16 protein-coding genes are annotated in these 17,301 nt (G+C 71.8%); 11 read left to right on the forward strand and 5 right to left on the reverse strand.

The window, feature by feature from the left end; translation table 11 throughout:
* Positions 1-65 precede the first annotated feature (65 nt).
* From G401_RS58595 to G401_RS57750, 4 genes are read left to right on the forward strand one after another with little or no spacing between them, the layout of a single operon-like run.
* The gene (locus G401_RS58595) at positions 66-1,562 is read left to right on the forward strand and encodes a helix-hairpin-helix domain-containing protein (protein WP_051366841.1); all 1,497 of its coding nucleotides are present in this window, start codon (positions 66-68) and stop codon (positions 1,560-1,562) included.
* Positions 1,559-3,838: a ComEC/Rec2 family competence protein gene (locus G401_RS46790; protein ID WP_051366842.1), complete on the forward strand. Its 2,280-nt coding sequence runs from the start codon at positions 1,559-1,561 to the stop codon at positions 3,836-3,838. Before G401_RS58595 ends, G401_RS46790 begins: the two co-directional genes overlap by 4 nt.
* 56 nt (positions 3,839-3,894) lie before the next feature.
* Positions 3,895-4,860: a DNA polymerase III subunit delta gene (holA, locus tag G401_RS0119160; RefSeq protein WP_027343780.1), complete on the forward strand. Its 966-nt coding sequence runs from the start codon at positions 3,895-3,897 to the stop codon at positions 4,858-4,860.
* Positions 4,857-5,267 (forward strand): hypothetical protein, encoded by a 411-nt coding sequence (locus G401_RS57750; RefSeq protein ID WP_051366843.1) that lies wholly within the window; start codon positions 4,857-4,859, stop codon positions 5,265-5,267. The genes holA and G401_RS57750 overlap by 4 nt, the downstream gene beginning before the upstream one ends.
* A 140-nt stretch (positions 5,268-5,407) precedes the next feature.
* Here G401_RS57750 and rpsT read toward each other — a convergent pair whose 3' ends face one another.
* Positions 5,408-5,674, reverse strand: coding sequence for a 30S ribosomal protein S20 (rpsT, locus tag G401_RS0119170; protein WP_027343781.1), 267 nt, complete (start codon positions 5,672-5,674; stop codon positions 5,408-5,410).
* A gap of 257 nt (positions 5,675-5,931) precedes the next feature.
* Between rpsT and G401_RS0119175 the strand changes: the two genes are divergently transcribed.
* From G401_RS0119175 to G401_RS0119195, 5 genes are all read left to right on the forward strand, one after another.
* Positions 5,932-6,471, forward strand: a complete 540-nt coding sequence (locus tag G401_RS0119175; RefSeq protein ID WP_027343782.1) for a DUF4240 domain-containing protein — start codon at positions 5,932-5,934, stop codon at positions 6,469-6,471.
* Positions 6,472-6,674: 203 nt separating this feature from the next.
* Entirely contained in the window at positions 6,675-8,549 is a 1,875-nt protein-coding gene (gene lepA / locus G401_RS0119180; protein ID WP_027343783.1) for a translation elongation factor 4, read from the forward strand.
* Positions 8,550-8,629: 80 nt separating this feature from the next.
* Complete coding sequence (locus tag G401_RS46800) at positions 8,630-9,061, forward strand: NUDIX hydrolase (RefSeq protein ID WP_051366844.1); 432 nt, start codon at positions 8,630-8,632, stop codon at positions 9,059-9,061.
* Between the two features lie 96 nt (positions 9,062-9,157).
* On the forward strand, positions 9,158-10,282 hold the full coding sequence (locus G401_RS0119190) for a hypothetical protein (protein ID WP_027343784.1): 1,125 nt from the start codon (positions 9,158-9,160) through the stop codon (positions 10,280-10,282).
* Between the two features lie 203 nt (positions 10,283-10,485).
* A complete protein-coding gene (locus G401_RS0119195; protein ID WP_027343785.1) occupies positions 10,486-11,427 on the forward strand; it encodes a hypothetical protein in 942 nt (313 codons plus the stop codon).
* A gap of 57 nt (positions 11,428-11,484) precedes the next feature.
* Here the strand turns inward: G401_RS0119195 and G401_RS0119200 are convergent, their stop codons facing one another.
* From G401_RS0119200 to G401_RS0119210, 3 genes are all read right to left on the reverse strand, one after another.
* Positions 11,485-12,393 carry a phytanoyl-CoA dioxygenase family protein gene (locus G401_RS0119200; RefSeq protein WP_027343786.1) on the reverse strand — a complete coding sequence of 303 codons (909 nt, stop codon included), beginning with the start codon at positions 12,391-12,393 and terminating at the stop codon, positions 11,485-11,487.
* A 211-nt stretch (positions 12,394-12,604) separates the two neighbouring features.
* The gene (locus G401_RS0119205) at positions 12,605-13,459 is read right to left on the reverse strand and encodes a hypothetical protein (RefSeq protein ID WP_027343787.1); all 855 of its coding nucleotides are present in this window, start codon (positions 13,457-13,459) and stop codon (positions 12,605-12,607) included.
* 36 nt (positions 13,460-13,495) lie between these two features.
* The gene (locus G401_RS0119210; protein ID WP_027343788.1) at positions 13,496-14,254 is read right to left on the reverse strand and encodes an enoyl-CoA hydratase-related protein; all 759 of its coding nucleotides are present in this window, start codon (positions 14,252-14,254) and stop codon (positions 13,496-13,498) included.
* 73 nt (positions 14,255-14,327) lie between these two features.
* Between G401_RS0119210 and hemW the strand changes: the two genes are divergently transcribed.
* Positions 14,328-15,509, forward strand: coding sequence for a radical SAM family heme chaperone HemW (hemW, locus tag G401_RS0119215; protein ID WP_051366865.1), 1,182 nt, complete (start codon positions 14,328-14,330; stop codon positions 15,507-15,509).
* Here hemW and G401_RS46805 read toward each other — a convergent pair.
* On the reverse strand, positions 15,502-15,984 hold the full coding sequence (locus G401_RS46805) for a DUF4870 domain-containing protein (RefSeq protein ID WP_051366845.1): 483 nt from the start codon (positions 15,982-15,984) through the stop codon (positions 15,502-15,504). The two genes, hemW and G401_RS46805, sit on opposite strands and share 8 nt — an antisense overlap.
* 290 nt (positions 15,985-16,274) lie before the next feature.
* Here G401_RS46805 and hrcA point away from each other — a divergent pair, with 290 nt between their 5' ends.
* Positions 16,275-17,294, forward strand: a complete 1,020-nt coding sequence (gene hrcA / locus G401_RS0119225) for a heat-inducible transcriptional repressor HrcA (RefSeq protein WP_027343790.1) — start codon at positions 16,275-16,277, stop codon at positions 17,292-17,294.
* The last annotated feature ends 7 nt before the right edge of the window (positions 17,295-17,301 follow it).

The raw sequence follows: 17,301 nt of genomic DNA on the forward strand, positions 1-17,301 counted from the left end.
GCTGTCCACAGGAGGCCGCTTCGTCGTCGTAGTTCCGGGCGGGTCGGCGGGCCTACCTTCACGCCGTGCGATCCTCGAAGGACGTTCCCGACGGCCGGGCCGCCGAGCGGCTGGCCGCCCTCTTCCCGCCCGCTCCGATCGAGCTGCCCGATCCCGACTGGATCCGTGATCCGGTGCTGGCCGCCGATCCCGGAGCGGGATGGGGGAGCGGCACTCTTCCGGCCGAGGAGGACTGGCCCGACGACGAGACGGGCGCGGACTCCGTGCCGTCCGAGTGGCCGGACCCCTCAGCGTGGCCGGAACCCTCAGGGGGGCCGGAACCCTCAGGGTGGTCGGAATCCTCGGTGTCGTCCGGATCGGTGTCGCCGGAGTTCTCAGCGTCGCCGGGATCCTCCTCGCGGCCGGGATCCGCAGCGCGGCCGGACGACCGCGCGGCCGCGATGGACCGGCTCGCCGCATGGGGTCTGCTCACCGGGGAGGCGGTCGAGCAGCGACCGGCCGCCGCCGACGACCGTGACCTGGGCCGCTGGCGGAGGCGGGTCGCGGACCTGCCCGGTGAGCTGGTCGTCGACCAGCCCGGGGCGCTCTTCACCGAAGCGGTGGCGGCACCGCCCGCCGGCCCGCCCTTCGCCGGGGCGCCGCCTGCCGGCCTGCCCCTCGCCGGACCACCGCCTGTCGGCCTGCCCTCTACCGGGTCGTCGCCAGCCGGGTCGCCGCCGGTCGGGTCGCCGACTGCCGGGTCGCGGCCAGTCGGGCCACCGCGAAGGCCTCACGGCACCTGGCCCGATCGCCGCCGCCGCGACCGTCCCAGCGGTCCCACGTGGAGCGACGAGCCGACCGATCCGTTCCGGCCGGCCTGGGCCGACGAGGTGACCGATCCGAGCCTGCGGACCCCGGGCGCGCACCGGCGCGACGGCCGTGGGCACGACGATCCCGGCCGCGGGGACCAACCCCCGGATCCGCCGGCGAAGAGCGCCCTGCCCACCGCGGCAGCTTTCGACCCCGGCCGTCCCGGGCTGAAGGTGATCGCCGTCGTGGCGGCCGTGGTCGTGGTCGGCGCAGCCGGGTTCGCCTGGTTCACCCGCCCGCACGAGGAACCGGTCGCGCCCGCCCCGGCCCTGAGCGCCGAGACGTCCACCGCCTCAGCCGATCCGGGCGGCCAGGTCGTCGTCGCCGTCGGCGGCAAGGTGGCTCGGCCCGGTCTCGTACGCCTCCCGGCCGGCAGTCGGGTGGCGGACGCGGTCGCGGCGGCGGGCGGCGCGCTCCCCGGCACCGATCTGTCCACGGTGAACCTGGCGAGGAAGGTCGTCGACGGCGAGCTGATCACGATTGGCGGCCCGGCCGGCGGGGGCGCGGCGGGCGGCGTACCGGGGAAGGTCAGCTTGAACTCGGCGACCGTTGCCCAGCTGGACGCCCTGCCCGGCGTCGGTCCCGTCCTCGCCCAGCGGATCGTCGAGTACCGCGACCGGAAGGGCGGCTTCGGGAGCGTCACCGAACTGCGCCAGGTCGACGGCATCGGCGACGCCAAGTACGCCGAGATCAAGGACCTCGTGATCCTGTGACCGGCCCCGATCTCCGGCTGGCCCCGGTGGCGCTGGCCTGCTGGCTCGGCGCGTACGCGTGCCTCGGCTGGACCGCGACCGTCTCCTTCGCCGTCGCCGGGGCGGCCGTGGCGCTGGCGTACCTCGCCCGGGGGCGGGCCGCCGTCGCGACCGGACTGATCGGGCTGGCGCTGGCCGGAGCGGCGACCGGGATCAGGCTGACCGCCCGGGACGACCCGGCCCTGCGCGACCTGGCCGACCGCCACGCCACCGTACGCGTCGAGCTGACCGTGTCCGACGATCCACACGCGGTGGCCGGCCGGCGGCCGACCTGGGCGATCGCCGCGCACCTCACGCACCTGACCGGCGGTGACGGGTCCGGGGCGGCGGGACGGGACCGCCGGGAGAACGCCGACGTCCTCGTTCTGGCCTCGGATCCGGCCTGGCGGAACCTGCTGCCCGGCCAGCACGTCACCGCGGACGGCCGCCTCGCCCCGCCTCGGGACCGCGGACTCCTCGCCGCGATCGTCTCCGTGAACGAGCCGCCGGCCGCGGCGACCGCGCCACCCTGGGTGCAACGCGCGGCGGGCGGCCTGCGGGCGGGGCTCCGCGACGCCTGCGCCGGACTCGATCCCCGGCCCGGCGGCCTGCTGCCCGGCCTCGTCGTGGGCGACACCTCCCGGCTGCCGCCCGAGGTGGCCGATGACTTCCGGGCCGTCGGGATGACCCACCTGACGGCCGTCTCGGGCTCGAATCTCGCCGTCATCCTCGGCTGCCTGCTGTACGCCGCCCGCTGGGCGAGGGCCGGGCCGCGCCTGAGCGCTGGGCTGTGCGTACTCGGGGTGGTGGGCTTCGTGATCCTGGCCCGGCCGTCGCCGAGCGTGCTGCGCGCGGCGGTGATGGGGGCGATCGCGCTGGTCGCGCTGGCGACCGGCCGGGGCCGGGCGGCGCTGCCGGCGTTGTGCGCCACGGTGACCGTGCTGGTGGTGGCGGATCCAGGGCTGGCCGGCGATCCGGGCTTCGCGTTGAGCGTGTGCGCGACCGCCGGCCTGCTGCTGCTCGCGCCACCCTGGCGGGATGCGTTGCGGCGCAGAGGTTTCCCGCGCTGGGCCGCGGAGGCGCTGGCGGTTCCGGCGGCGGCGCAGGTCGCGTGCGGCCCGGTGATCGCCGCGATCTCGGGCACCGTCAGCATCGTGGCGATCCCGGCGAACCTGCTGGTGGCCGCGGCGATCACGCCCGCGACCCTGCTCGGCGTGGCGGCCACCGCGCTCTCGGCGGTCTGGCCGGCCGGGGCCGCCGCGGTGGCGTGGCTCGCGAGCTGGCCCGTGTGGTGGCTGGTCGAGGTCGCGCGGGTCGGCGCCGGCCTGCCGCTGGGCAACCTGCCCTGGCCCGCCGGTACGCCCGGCGCGCTGCTCCTGGCCGGCCTCACGATCCTTCTCCTGGTGGGATTCCGCAGCACCCTGATCCGCCGGCTCGTCCTGGTCGCGGTGCTGTCGGCGGTCCTCGGCGCCGCCCCGGTACGCCTGCTCGCGTCGGGCTGGCCGCCGCCGGGCTGGATCTACGTCATGTGCGACGTCGGGCAGGGTGACGCCACGGTGCTGAGGACCGGCGATCATCAGGCGATCGTCGTGGACGCCGGACCGGGTCCATCCCTAGTGGACGGTTGCCTCGACGATCTCGGCATCACCGACGTTCCGCTCCTGGTGATCACCCATTTCCACGCCGATCACGTGGGCGGCGTCGCGGGCGTGTTCGACCACCGGCGCGTACGCGCGGTCGTGACGTCGGCGTGGCCGGAACCGGTGGAGGGCCGGCGGCTGCTGGCCGAACAGGCCGCCGCGGTCCCGGTCACCGCCGCCGAACCCGGCCAGGTACGCCGCATCGGCCCGGTCACGCTGACCATCCTGGGACCGGTGACGGCGTTGCGCGGCACCCGCTCCGATCCCAATGACAACTCGGTCGTGGCGCTGGCCGCCACCGGCGGCGTACGCGTGCTGCTGACGGGGGACGCCGAGGTCGAGGAGCAGGAGGAACTGGCCGGTCTGGTGGGACGCGTCGACGTGCTCAAGGTCGCCCATCACGGCAGTGCCTTCCAGGCGCCCGCCTTCCTCGACGCCGTCCGGCCGAGAGTGGCTCTCGTCTCGGTGGGGCAAGGGAATCCGTACGGGCATCCGAGCCCGTCGGTCCTCGCGTACCTGAGCCGGGGCGGGGCGCGGGTGGTGCGTACCGACCTGGCCGGCGACATCGCGATTGTGGTGACTCAAGGTGCTATTGCCATCACACTCCGCGATCCTTAGCTGCCGGACCCGATCGAGTGAGCGGATCATGGCCGCTGGCATGCGAGGATGGCTGTGTGAGTGCTCCCGCGCTGCTGTTGGTCCTGGGCGACGAGGAACTGCTGGCCGCCCGGGCGGTCGCCGAGGTCGTCGACGCGGTCCGCCGTGACGATCCACTCGCGGCGCTCACCGAGTTCGCCGCGTCCGACCTGCTGCCCGGCGAACTGGCCGGCGCGTTGAGCCCGTCGCTGTTCGGCGGGCGCCCGGTCGTCGTCGTCCTCAATGGACAGGACGCGAAGAAGGACCTGGCCGCTGCCCTCACCGCGTACGCGCAGAATCCCGACCCCGACGTCAGCCTCGTCGTCTGCCACGCCGGCGGCGCCAAGGGCAAGGCGCTCGCCGACGCGCTGAAGAACGCGGGCGCCCAGGTGGCCGTCGCCGCCAAGCTGACCCGGCACGGCGACCGCGCCGAATTCGTCCGCAACGAGTTCCGGCGGCTGGGCGGGAAATGCTCCGGCGACGCCGCCGAGGCCCTGCTCGAAGCGGTCGGCAACGACCTGCGCGAACTGGCGTCGGCCTGCGCCCAGCTGATGGCCGACACCGACGGGCGCATCGACGTCGAGGTGGTCCACCGGTACTACCGCGGCAAGGCGGAGGTCAGCGGCTTCTCGGTCGCCGACGCGGCCGTGGCCGGCGACGTACCGGCCGCCCTGGAGGCGCTCCGCTGGGCACTGGCCACCGGCGTCGATCCCGTTCCGATCGCCGACGCGCTCGCCGACGGCGTACGCACGGTCGCCCGGGTGGCCAGTGCGGCTCGGGGCGGCGGGAACGCGTACCAGATGGCGAGCAAGCTCGGCATGCCGGCCTGGAAGATCGAGAAGGCGCAGCGGGTGGCCCGCGGCTGGACGCCGGAGGGCCTCGTGACCGCGATGGCCGCCGCCGCACGCTGCAACGCCGAGGTCAAGGGCGGCTCCGACGATCGCGGGTACGCCCTCGAACGCGCGGTCATGTCCGTCGCGGCGGCCCGGGGCGGCGGCCGATGAGCGACCGGCCGCCCTACTACGCGCGCATCCTGCGGCTGAAGTATCTGCGACCGGGCGGGCTGCTCTGCTTCTTCTTCTTCGAAGGTGCGATCGCCCTGGCCACCCTGCTCGCCATGGCCGAACTCGTCTCGTGGTGGGCCGTCCTCGTCCTGCCCGGCGCGGTCGCCGCCATGGTCAAGATCAACGACGTGATCGCCGGGTTCGGGGCGAGATCGGCCGCCCGTGCGCACGCCCGGGCCGCGGTCCGGGTCGCGACCCGCAACGCCGCGAAGCGTACGCGTCGCCGGCAGGTCAAGATGATCGGCCGGGCCAAGGTGCCCCAGCCGGTGGTGCCGCTGCTGAGCCTGGAGGAGCAGGCCGCCATCGAGGCGCGCCGCCGCCAGTCGGCCTCCCACCGCTACGACTGACCTCGATCAGGCGATCCGCGGGAATCAGGCGATCCGCGACGATCTGGCATTCCGCGACGATCCGGATCCCACAACGATCCGGATCCCACAACGCGAAAAAGCCCGCCGCCATACCGGCGCGGGCTGATTCGCGTGATGCGTCAGGCGGAAACGGCGCCCAGGCGCTTGGCGATCGACGACTTGCGGTTCGCCGCCTGGTTCTTGTGGATGACGCCCTTGCTGACGGCCTTGTCCAGCTGGCGCGACGCGGCGCGCAGCAGCTCGGTGGCCTTCTCGGTGTCGCCGGCCTCGGTCGCCTCGTGGAACTTGCGGACCGCGGTCTTCAGCGACGACTTGACCGACTTGTTGCGCAGCCGGGCCTTCTCGTTCTGGCGGTTGCGCTTGATCTGGGACTTGATGTTCGCCACGCGACAGCCTCGTCCTGCTCTTCTCGGGTTCGGATTCATTGCACAGGCCGGTGACGGCCGCGACGTGCCAGGTTACCAGGTCGGGGTGGGCGGGGCCAAAACGGGCCGCCACCGACTCCGCCGATGTCACGCTCAGTCTAGCGGCAGCTCCGTGCGATGAACCACCCGCCGGTGTCGGTGATCACGCCGGTACGCGTGCCGGGCCGGCGAGGATGGGACGCCGCGACTCATTTCTCTGCCGGCGGTTAGTGTGAAGTGTGGAGCTGAGCGAATTCTGGAGCATCCTCGCGGCGGCCCGGGCCGATGTCGACGGCGCCTACGGCGAGGACGGCGCGACGCTGGCGAAAGCCCTGCGGCTGCGGTTGGACGATCTGTCCGCCGAGCGTCGCGCGGCCTTCGGGGAGCACTTCGTCCTAGTCGACGCCGCGGCCTGCCGGTGGGACCTGTTCGGGGCGGCGTACCTGATCGGCGGCGGCTGTGATCTTGCGGGTTTCGCGGACTTCCGGGCGGGCCTGATCGCGGCGGGCGAAGAATGGCACACCCGAGCCCTCGCCGATCCGGACATGCTGGCCGGGCACCCGATCGTCGCCGAGGCGGCGGACTGGGACGACGACAGCGCGCTCTACGCGGAGCTCGTCGCCACGGCGGTCGCCGAGGCCACCGGTGCCGCTCAGGCGGAGCGGGAGCTCGCGGGGGAGCGCTGGGACTTCGACGACGACGCCGCGATGCGCCACCGGCTGCCCCGGCTGTCGGCCCTGTTCCTCGGCTGGCCCAAGAACGAGGGCTGCCGCTGCTGACGAGGGCCGCTGCCCCCGGAGGGGGCTGCTGAGGAGGCGGCGAGAGCCCCGGGCGCGCCAACGCAACTCCGAGGAACCCGAGGGGGACGCCCGCCGATTCGGCCGGGGTTGCCGCTGTCGGAAGAGCGATCCGCCGGGCATGGGATCATAGGAGGCGAGCTGCGACCGCAGCCCGCCCTTCTTCCCGACGAAACGGACTGTCCGTGCCTGCGACGCCCGGTGTGAACCAGCCCGGTGCCACCGATTCCGGTGCCATCCGCAACTTCTGCATCATCGCTCACATTGACCACGGTAAATCGACCCTGGCCGACCGGATGCTGCAGCTGACCGAGGTGGTGGACCCGCGGCAGATGCGCGCCCAGTACCTCGACCGCATGGACATCGAGCGGGAGCGCGGCATCACCATCAAGTCGCAGGCCGTCCGCATGCCGTGGACGATCCGTGAGGGCGAGCGCGCCGGTGACGGGGCCGTGCTCAACATGATCGACACCCCGGGGCACGTCGACTTCACGTACGAGGTCTCGCGCAGCCTCGCCGCCTGCGAAGGTGCCGTGCTGCTGGTGGACGCCGCCCAGGGCATCGAGGCGCAGACGCTGGCCAACCTGTACCTGGCGATGGAGAACGACCTCACCATCATCCCGGTGCTGAACAAGATCGACCTGCCGGCCGCCCAGCCCGAGAAGTACGCCGAGGAGCTCGCGAACCTCGTCGGCTGCCTGCCTGAGGAAGTGCTGAAGGTCTCGGGGAAGACGGGAGTCGGCGTACCGCACCTGCTGGACGAGATCGTGCGGCGGCTGCCCGCGCCCGTCGGGGACGCCCAGGCGCCGGCCCGCGCCATGATCTTCGACTCGGTCTACGACATCTACCGCGGGGTGGTCACCTACGTCCGGGTCGTCGACGGCCACATCTCGGCCCGTGACCGGATCAAGATGATGTCCACCGGAGCCGTCCACGAGCTGCTGGAGCTGGGCGTCATCTCGCCGGAGCCGGTGAAGTCGGGCGCGCTCGGCGTGGGCGAGGTCGGCTACCTGATCACCGGTGTGAAGGACGTACGCCAGTCCCGCGTCGGCGACACGGTCACGATCAACACGCGGCCGGCGGCCGAGTCCCTGGGCGGGTACAAGGACCCGAAGCCGATGGTCTACTCGGGGTTGTACCCGATCGACGGCTCGGACTACCCGGACCTGCGTGAGGCCCTGGACAAGCTGAAACTCAACGACGCGGCGCTGGTCTACGAGCCGGAGTCGTCGGCGGCGCTCGGCTTCGGCTTCCGCTGCGGCTTCCTCGGCCTGCTGCACCTGGAGATCATCCAGGAGCGCCTCGAGCGCGAGTTCGGCCTCGACCTCATCGCGACCGCGCCGAACGTGGTGTACCGCGTGGTGATGGACGACGGCAAGGAGGTCGTCGTCACCAACCCCAGCGAGTACCCGGTGGGGAAGGTCGCCGAGGTCTACGAGCCGACCGCCCGCGTGACGGTGCTGGCGCCCAACGACTACGTCGGCACGATCATGGAGCTCTGCCAGGGCCGCCGCGGTGTCCTGCTCGGTATGGACTACCTGTCGGCCGACCGTGTCGAGCTGCGTTACACGCTGCCCCTCGGCGAGATCATCTTCGACTTCTTCGACCAGCTGAAGTCGCGTACCAAGGGGTATGCGTCGCTGGACTACGAGCCCGCCGGCGAGCAGGCGGCCGAGCTGGTCAAGGTGGACATCCTCCTGCAGGGCGAGACCGTCGACGCTTTCAGTGCGATCGTGCACAAGGACAAGGCGTACAACTACGGCACGACGATCGCCGCGAAGCTGCAGAAGCTGATCCCGCGCCAGCAGTTCGAGGTGCCGATCCAGGCCGCGATCGGGTCTCGGATCATCGCCCGCGAGACCATCCGGGCGATCCGCAAGGACGTGCTCGCCAAGTGCTACGGCGGTGACATCAGCCGGAAGCGCAAGCTGCTGGAGAAGCAGAAGGAAGGCAAGAAGCGGATGAAGATGGTCGGCCGCGTCGAGGTCCCCCAGGAGGCCTTCATCGCCGCGCTGTCCACCTCCGACAGCGCGGGCGACGCCGGCAAGTCCAAGAAGTGACCGTCTTCTGTACGCGTTGCGGCGCCCCGCTCCCCGGGGCGCCGCCGGTCAGGTGTGCCGCCTGCGCGTACGAGACGTATGTGAACGCGCGACCCACCGCGAGCCTGATCGTGACCAACGACCGGGGGGAGTTCCTGGCGGTGCGCCGGGCCCGGGAGCCGCAGATCGGGTTGTGGGAGACGCCGGGCGGGTTCTGCGACGGCTGGGAGGAGCCCGCCGCCGCGGCCGTACGCGAGGGCGTGGAGGAACTCGGCGTCGAGGTACGCCTCGGCGGCTTCGTCGGCATGTACATCGGCACCTACCTGTTCCAGGACGAGCCGTTGCCGGTGCTCGACTGTTTCTGGTTCGCCACCCTGCCGCCGGATGCGCCGGTCGTGCTCGATCCGGCCGAGGCCACCGAGATGGCGTGGTTTTCGCTGGTGGAGCCGCCGGGGATGGCGTTTTCCACGATGGACCGGGCGCTGGCCGACGCGGTCGCTCTCCTTTGTAGAAAAGATCAGCCGACCGAGTAACGCCCGGCAGGACCCATCGTTACCCCAAGTGCAGTGTTTGCCGCTTTCGCCCGAATTGCCCGGGATGAAGCGGACCTATGTGCACAAGGAGTGACAATGCAGATGAAGAAGGCCGGGGCTGTCGCCTTTGGCGCGCTCGCGACCGTCGCGGTGATCGGTGCTCCCGCCTCCGCCGCCGTTGGCAACACCGCCCCCGAGGCCAAGGCGCAGACGATGCGTGAGGTCGGCGGGCAGTTCCTGGGCACCTCGATCGCCCGTGACGGCTGGGGCTCCCCGTGGGGTGGCCCGCAGCAGGCGCTGGCCGTGGTCGGCACGGGCTCGGTGGCCAACGCCGCCGCCTGGCAGATCTGCGGTTCGGACGCGGTCGCCGGCGTGGGTGTCACGCTCAACGCGAGCTCGCCCGACACCGTTCTGGACGGCTGCACCAACGCGAACATCTGGCTGAAGCAGGACACCACCAAGCCGGTCATCGGCGCCCTGAACGACTCCGCGATCGCGGTGGCGTCGTGGCAGGCGTGCGGCTCCGCGGTCGGTGGCGGCATCGCCGGCACGATCGCGATCCAGGCGCCGCACACCATGCTGGGCGGCTGTGACAACTCGAACATCGTCATCGCGGGCCCGGGTGACAACTACACCGAGAGCGCGACCGTCGCGACCGCGAAGGTCAAGCTCACCCCGGCGCAGAAGCAGCAGCTCAAGGCCGCCAAGATGGCCGCGAAGCGGCAGCGTCTGGCCAACAAGCTGGCCGGCGTCGGCGGCAACCAGACCGACGTGGTCCGGGCGTCGTTCATGGCCAAGAAGAACAACATGCTGGCGGCCAAGCACGCCGTCAGCCACAACGCCGCGGCGCCCAAGTCCATGGGCGACTGGGGCTCGCCGTGGGACCTGGAGCCGCAGTCGCTGGTCTCCGTCGGCAGCGGCAGCGCGGCCCAGGTCGCCAGCTGGCAGGCCTGCGGCGGCACCGCGGTCTGGGGTGTCGGCGGCGTCATCTCCAGCGGATCGCCGAACACGGTGTTCGGCGACTGCCGCAACGCGACCGTGCACATCACGCAGGACGACCCGACCGCGGTGATCTCGGTGCTCGACAACTCGTCGATCAACGTGGCCCCGTGGCAGGTCTGCGGCTCGAACACCGTCGCGGGCGTCGGCCTCAACGCGTCGGTCCAGTCCCCGAACACGGTCTTCGGCGGCTGCCACAACGCCGACACGATCATCGACTAGTTCCGCGTACGCCACCGGCGTACCGGTGGTGGCGGACGGCTCGACGGCTGTCGGAGAAAACAGGGGGCGGGGCGGGTCTCGGACTCGCCCCGCCTGCTTGTGCGGGTAACGAGATCTGCGACGGGTCGTTACCTCAATTGCAGTGTCTATACCGATTTGAACCAATTCGTCCGCGAGGACTCTTGGCACCACAAGGAGTGACCATGCAGGTGAGGAAGGTGGGGGCGGTCGCCGTGGGCGCGCTCGCGACGGTGGCGGCCTTCGGCGCTCCCGCCGCGGCCGCGCCGTACGGTCCGCCCGTCTCCCACGACGACGGCGCCGTCCGCACCGCCACCGACGCGACTCCGGCGGCGGGCGTACAGCGGTCGGCCCCGGCGGGCCCGGCCGATCTGGGCTCGACCCTCGGCGGCGCGCTCGGGCTCGGGCTGGACAAGGACGCACCGGCCAAGATCGGTGGCTCGGGGTTCCAGCCGCTGATCTCGATCGGCGCCGGCTCCTCCGTGATGGCCGCACCCTGGCAGGTCTGCGGTTCGACCGCCGTCGCCGGCGTCGGCGGCGCGGCGAGCCAGGGCACGCCGAACACCGTCATCGGCGACTGTTCCAACTCTCACGTCCAGCTCAAGCAGGACGGCGTACCCGGACTGATCTCGATCCTGGACGACAGCGACGTCGACGCGCTGCCCTGGCAGGTCTGCGGCTCCAACGTGGTCGCCGGTGTCGGCGCCACGGTGGCCTCGTCCTCGCCCGCCACGGTGACCGGCGACTGCACCAACGCGCAGACGCACATCACCGGCGGCGCGGACGCGACCGGCCCCAAGAGCCTGATCTCGGTGCTCAGCGGCAGCGCCGTGCACGCACTGCCGTGGCAGGTCTGCGGCTCGACCGCGGTCATGGGCCTCGGTGTCGCGGCCGGTCTCAACTCGCCGACCACCGTCATCGGCGGTTGCGACAACAGCCGCATCTCGATCACCAAGCGGGCCAACCCCGCCGTGATCCCGCTGCTGTCGAACGTGGGCCTGAACGTGCTGCCGTTGCAGGCCTGCGCGTCGGACTCGCTCTTCTCGCTCGTCGGGCTCTCCCCGGCGATCGACAGCCCGGCCAACGTGCTGGGCGGCTGCGACGCGGGTGGCGTCACCTACGAGTGAGGCGTACGCGAAAGGCCCCGGGGTACGCGCCCCGGGGCCTTTCTTCATGCGTACTTCCTAGCGGAGCCAGGGGATGCTGCGGTCGAGCTGGCCGCGCTCCTTGAGCTCCTTGCGCAGCGGGATCTCGTCGTCGACGTAGCCGTCCCAGTTGATGCCCCAGTAGTTCGCCGAGTGCGGAGCCTCGCCGAGCAGCTGGCGCTGGACCGGGGTGCGGTTGGCGTACCACTCGCCGTTGGGGTCGAAGTCGATCGCGTCGAGGTGCCGGATCCACCGGTACGTGTACCCGATGAACAGCATCTTGCGCGTGATCGTCGACAGGTTCGTCGAGCGGGAGTGCCACTGGCGGCGGTCGAAGATGAACGCGTCGCCCGGGTTGGCCGTGATCTCCACGGTGCCCTCGGGGTCCGGGTTGTGCACCGTCAGGTCCGCCGGGCGGCTCAGCGAGTTCTTCAGGTGGCTGCCCGGGATGACCTTGGTGGCACCCCGGCCGGTCTCCGACAGGTCGCTCAGCACGTACGCGATCTTCAGCGAGAACATCGGCCGCGGCAGGTTCGGGTCCATCGTCTCCGGGTCGGAGTTCTGCCGGTACCCGTCCTGGTGCCAGCCCCAGTAGGGCTTCTCCGGCTCCTTGGCCGGCGGGGTGACGTCCAGGTGGTTGTGGTGGGAGTAGATGTTCCAGCCCGCCAGGCCCCACATGTAGGGCAGCACCTTCGGGTGGGTGAGCAGGTCGCCGAAGAGCTCGTCGCGGTTGAGGAAGCCCAGCAGGTGGACGGTGCCGTTCTTGTCGTTGCCGGCCGCCACCTCCTCCGCGTACACGCGGTCGACGGCGGCTTCGAGGGCCGCCCGGTGCTCCTCGGTCAGCACGTTGCGCAGCAGCAAGAAGCCCTGCTCATGGAACTCCTTGCGGTCGACCTCGCTGATCGGCTCATAGCCGGTGAGATCGCCGTAGTAGTTCGGGTTCGCCATGTCCTCCCCTAGGGTGGTGGTCAGCGGTCGGGACGGTCGGCGCGGAGCGGGGCTTGGGGGCGGCGGGGATGCTGCCCACGAGGGTGGCCCGTGCCTCGGCCGGCACAAGAAGGCGATGGTAACTCGCGTCCCCGAGCGCCGCGTGACCGAGATCCGCCCGACCCGACCGCAGGGTGATGAATCGGACAGAATCGGGCCGAAAACCAGCTGGTCAGGCGACGCTCGCCACGACCTGCGTCGGATCCGCCGAGGGCAGGTCGTTCCAGGAACCCGTCTGCGCAGTCCACTCACGCCCGGCGAAGGCCACCCGGGCGACCCCGTGGTCGGCCGCGCGGGACACGAGCCAGTGCGCGTACGCCCAGCCCTGCGTGGCCGCCGTCGCCGGTACGCGGACCGCCTTGGCCTGGTCGTCGACCTGCAGCACGAAGGAGGTGCCGTAGTCCAGCCGCATGCTCTCGGCGAGCGCGGAGACGGCCGGACCGCCGACGGGCGAGGACGACGCCTCCGGCACGGTGCAGACCACGGCCGCCGGGGCGTGGCCGAGCAGGGCGTCGGCGATCGTCTGCGCCTCGTCGGCCCACTTCTCGTACGCGTTCGGGTACGCCGAGCGCTGCACCTTCTGGGCGGCCTCGGTGACCCGCATCGCCTGCCAGCCCTTGACCTTCACCAGGGCGGTGTAGAACTTCTTGGCGGCGTACCGCGGGTCGGAGATCTGCTCCGCGGTGCCCCAGCCCTGGCTCGGCCGTTGCTGGAACAGGCCCAGCGAGTCGCGGTCCCCGCCGGACAGGTTCTCCAGCTTGGACTCCTGCAACGCGGTCGCCAGCGCGACCACGACGCCGCGGGCGGGCACCTTGCGGCTCTGCCCGACCGCGGTGACGGTGGCGGCGTTGGCCATCTGGGTCAGGTCCAGCGAGACGCTCCCGGCCGGGCTGGTGACCTCACAGCCGAGCTTGGGCGGCAGGCCGAAGGGCCGCTTCGGGCCGGAGCGGCCGGCGAGGTAGAGCGCGAAGGCCGCGAGCAGCACGACCACGAGTCCGCCGACGATCACCCGTGCCTTCACGCCCACACCATATCCAGATTCACCCTGCTCCAGCGAGTACTCTCAGCCGCCGATCCCGGTCAACCAGGCCGGACGCCGCTTCTCCCGGGCCGCGGCCACACCCTCGCGACCCTCGGCCGACGTGAAGTGGTGCACCGACAAGGCGGCCAGCTGAGCGTCGCCCTGCGGCCGCTCGCGCAGCAGCAGCTTCGTCGCCCGCATCGCCTCCGGACCACCCAGGACCAGGGATTCGGCGTACGCGCGGGCGGTCTCCTCCAGTTCCCCGGCCGGTACGCACTTCGTCACGAGCCCGATCTCGGCCGCGCGTACGCCGCCGAACACGTCGCCGGTGAGGAACAGTTCGGCGGCCGCCCGGCTGGTGATCCGGGACAGGACGACGGCCGAGATCACGGCCGGGACGACGCCGATGCGTACCTCGGTGAAGGCGAAGTGCGCGTCGGCCGAGCAGACCGCCACGTCGGCCGCCGCGATCAGGCCGAGGCCGCCCGCCCGGGCCGGGCCGCCGACGACGGCCAGCACCGGTTTCGGATGCTCGGCGATCGCCCGCAGGATGTCGCCGAGGCGGCTCACCGGCATCCCGTCACCGGTGGCGGCCTGGGTCTCCTTGAGATCCGCCCCGGAACAGAAGACGGTTCCGGTGTGGCGGAGTTCGACGAGGCGTACGGAGTCGTCGGCGGCCGCCTGGTCCAGGGCCGCCAGCAGCTCCGACATCAGCTGCTGGGAGAGCGCGTTGCGGTTGGCCGGGCTGTCGAGCGTGAGCGTCGCCACGCCCTGCGCGTACGCGGACTGGATGAGAGCCATGGCCGCAGCCTAAAGGAACGTTCAGTACGGCAGACTGGGGAACGTGCCCGCGACCCTGCCCGACGGTGAACCCATGCCGCCCACCGGTGAACTCCCCGGTTCGGCCCTCGACGGCGCGGCCGACCGGCCCTTCGGCGTCTACCTGCACGTGCCGTTCTGCGCCAGCCGGTGCGGGTACTGCGACTTCAACACGTACACGCCGACGGAGTCCGGGCTCGACCAGACCGACTACGTGACGGCCGCGCTGGCCGAGATCGCGTTCGCGCGGCGCGTCCTCGGTACCGACCGCCCCGTGCGGACCGTCTTCGTCGGCGGTGGTACGCCGACCCTGCTGCCGCCCGGTGACCTCGCCCGGCTGCTGGCGGCGATCGACGACGCCTGGGGGCTGGCCCCGGACGCCGAGGTGACCACGGAGGCCAACCCCGAGTCGGTGAACCCCGCCTCGCTGAAGACTCTGCGGGAAGCGGGGTTCACCCGGATCTCGCTCGGCATGCAGTCGACCGCCCCGCACGTGCTCCGGCTCCTGGAACGGCGGCACACTCCGGGCCGGGCCGCCGAAGCCGCCCAGGAAGCCCGCGCGGCGGGATTCGAGCACGTCAACCTCGACCTGATCTACGGCACGCCGGGCGAGACCGCGGCCGACTTCGACCGGTCGCTCGCCGCCGCGGTAGCCGCAGGAGTCGACCATGTCTCCGCGTACTCCCTGATCGTGGAGGAGGGGACGAGGCTGGCCGGCCGGGTCCGGCGGGGTGAGGTGCCGATGCCCAGCGACGACGTGGCGGCGGACCGCTACCTGGCCGCGGAGACCGCCCTCGACGCGGCCGGCCTGCACTGGTACGAGGTGTCGAACTGGGCCGCCGACGACGCGGCGCGCTGTGCCCACAACCTGCTGTACTGGACGGGCGGCGACTGGTGGGGGATCGGCCCCGGGGCGCACTCGCACGTCGGCGGGGTGCGGTGGTGGAACGTGAAGCGGCCGGCCCACTACGCGAAGCTGATCGCGGAGGGTGTGTCGCCGGGCGCGGGCCGCGAGCTGCTCACCGGCGAGGACCGCTACGTGGAGGACGTGATGCTGCGCCTGCGGCTGGCGTCCGGGATCGCACTGGCGGACCTGCGGGACGGAGGACCGCCGGCGGCGCGGACCGCGCTCGCCGACGGACTGCTCGACCCCCATGAGTACGCAGCCGGCCGCGCCGTGCTCACCTTGCGCGGCCGACTGCTCGCGGATGCCGTGATCCGCGACCTGCTTACTTGATCACATTCACCGAGAGCGGGTAGCGGTACAGCACGCCCTCGTTCGCCTTGATACCCGCGATGACACCGAAGATCGCGGCGATGATGATCGCGATCGGCAGCGTCAGGAAGCCGATGAACGCGCAGAAGAGCACGTAGCTCAGCACCGCGACGACGGTCCACAGGCCCTGGAAGTTCAGGGCCGCGACGGCGTGCGCCCGGACGGTCGGCGACTCGTTGCCCTTGACGAGCATCGCGACCAGCGGCGGCACCCAGCCGAGCCAGCCACCGGAGATGACTGCCGCGGCCGCGCCACCGATGTGAGCGACCAGCGCCCACGTCTTCTCTTCCTGGCTGGCGTAGCCGGCGGGCGCGACCTGGCCGGTGACCGGCGCCTGCGCGTAGCCGCCCGGCGGGGGCGGCGGCGGTGCGTCGAACTGAGGGGCGGCCGGCGGCTCGGGCTCGGACGACCCCGGCGGGGTGGGGGTTTCACTCATGCGCGACACGGTAAGCCTACGGATCAATACGCGCCAGAGGACACACCCGAGCGGATGCCGGGATATTCCCGACGCACACGCCCATGGCCTGCGGTTCTTCACACCACGGTCGAGTGGTGATCGGCCGAACGCCTGACCGACATCGGCTCCTTCGACGAGGCGCCGGTGAAACTGTAGACTGGCACTCCCCGGTCCCGAGTGCCAAACTTGCCCAAGCCGGGCAGGTCCGGCCGGGGTTCGCCCCGGATCGGACCGGCGGGGAAGACGGCGGCGAGGATGGGAGGTGCGCGGTGGCGCTGGACGATCGCAAACTGGACGTGCTGCGCGCCATCGTCGAGGACTACGTCGCCACCCAGGAGCCCGTCGGCAGCAAGGCGCTCGTCGAGCGGCACGCCCTCGGCGTGTCGCCGGCCACGGTCCGCAACGACATGGCCGTGCTGGAGGAGGAGGGCTACATCCGCCAGCCGCACACCAGCGCGGGGCGGGTGCCCACCGACGCCGGCTACCGGCTGTTCGTCGACCGGCTTTCCAAGATCAAGCCGCTCTCGCCGGCCGAGCGCCGGGCGATCGAGCGCTTCCTGCTCGGCGCGGTCGACCTCGACGACGTGGTGCATCGCACGGTCCGGCTGCTCGCGCAGCTGACCCGGCAGGTCGCCGTCGTGCAGTACCCGTCGCTGACCCGGTCCTCGGTGCGCCACCTCGAACTCGTGCCGCTGTCGACCACCCGGCTCATGCTGGTGATGATCACCGACACCGGCCGGGTCGAGCAGCGGCAGGTCGACATACCGGGCACGCTGCCGGCCGACGACGTGCTGGAGCTGCGCCGGCTGCTCAACAGCAAGCTGGCCGGCGAGCGGCTCGCGAATACGCCGCCGCTGGTCCAGGCCCTGGTGGACGAGGCCACCGAGGAGCTGCGCCCGGCGATGACGACGCTGGCCACCGTGCTGCTGGAGACGCTGGCCGACCGGCACGACGAGCGGCTGATGCTGGCCGGTACGGCGAATCTGACCCGGGGCGGTGTGCTGGACTTCGCCGGCTCGCTGCGGCCGGTGCTGGAGGCGCTGGAAGAAGAGGTCATCCTGCTGAAGCTGATCGGCGAGCAGTCTGACTCGCCGCGCGTACGCATCGGTGACGAGAATGAATTCGTCGATCTGCGTGCCACCTCGGTGGTGACCGCCGGATATGGTCCGGGTGGGCAGATCGTGGGGGGACTCGGCGTGCTGGGTCCGACGCGGATGGATTATCCGGGCACGATCGCGACGGTCCGGGCGGTCGCCCGGTACGTCGGCGACGTGCTGGCGCAGAGTTGAGACTGAC

The sequence above is a fragment of the Hamadaea tsunoensis DSM 44101 genome, from assembly GCF_000428945.1.
Lineage (GTDB): Bacteria > Actinomycetota > Actinomycetes > Mycobacteriales > Micromonosporaceae > Hamadaea > Hamadaea tsunoensis.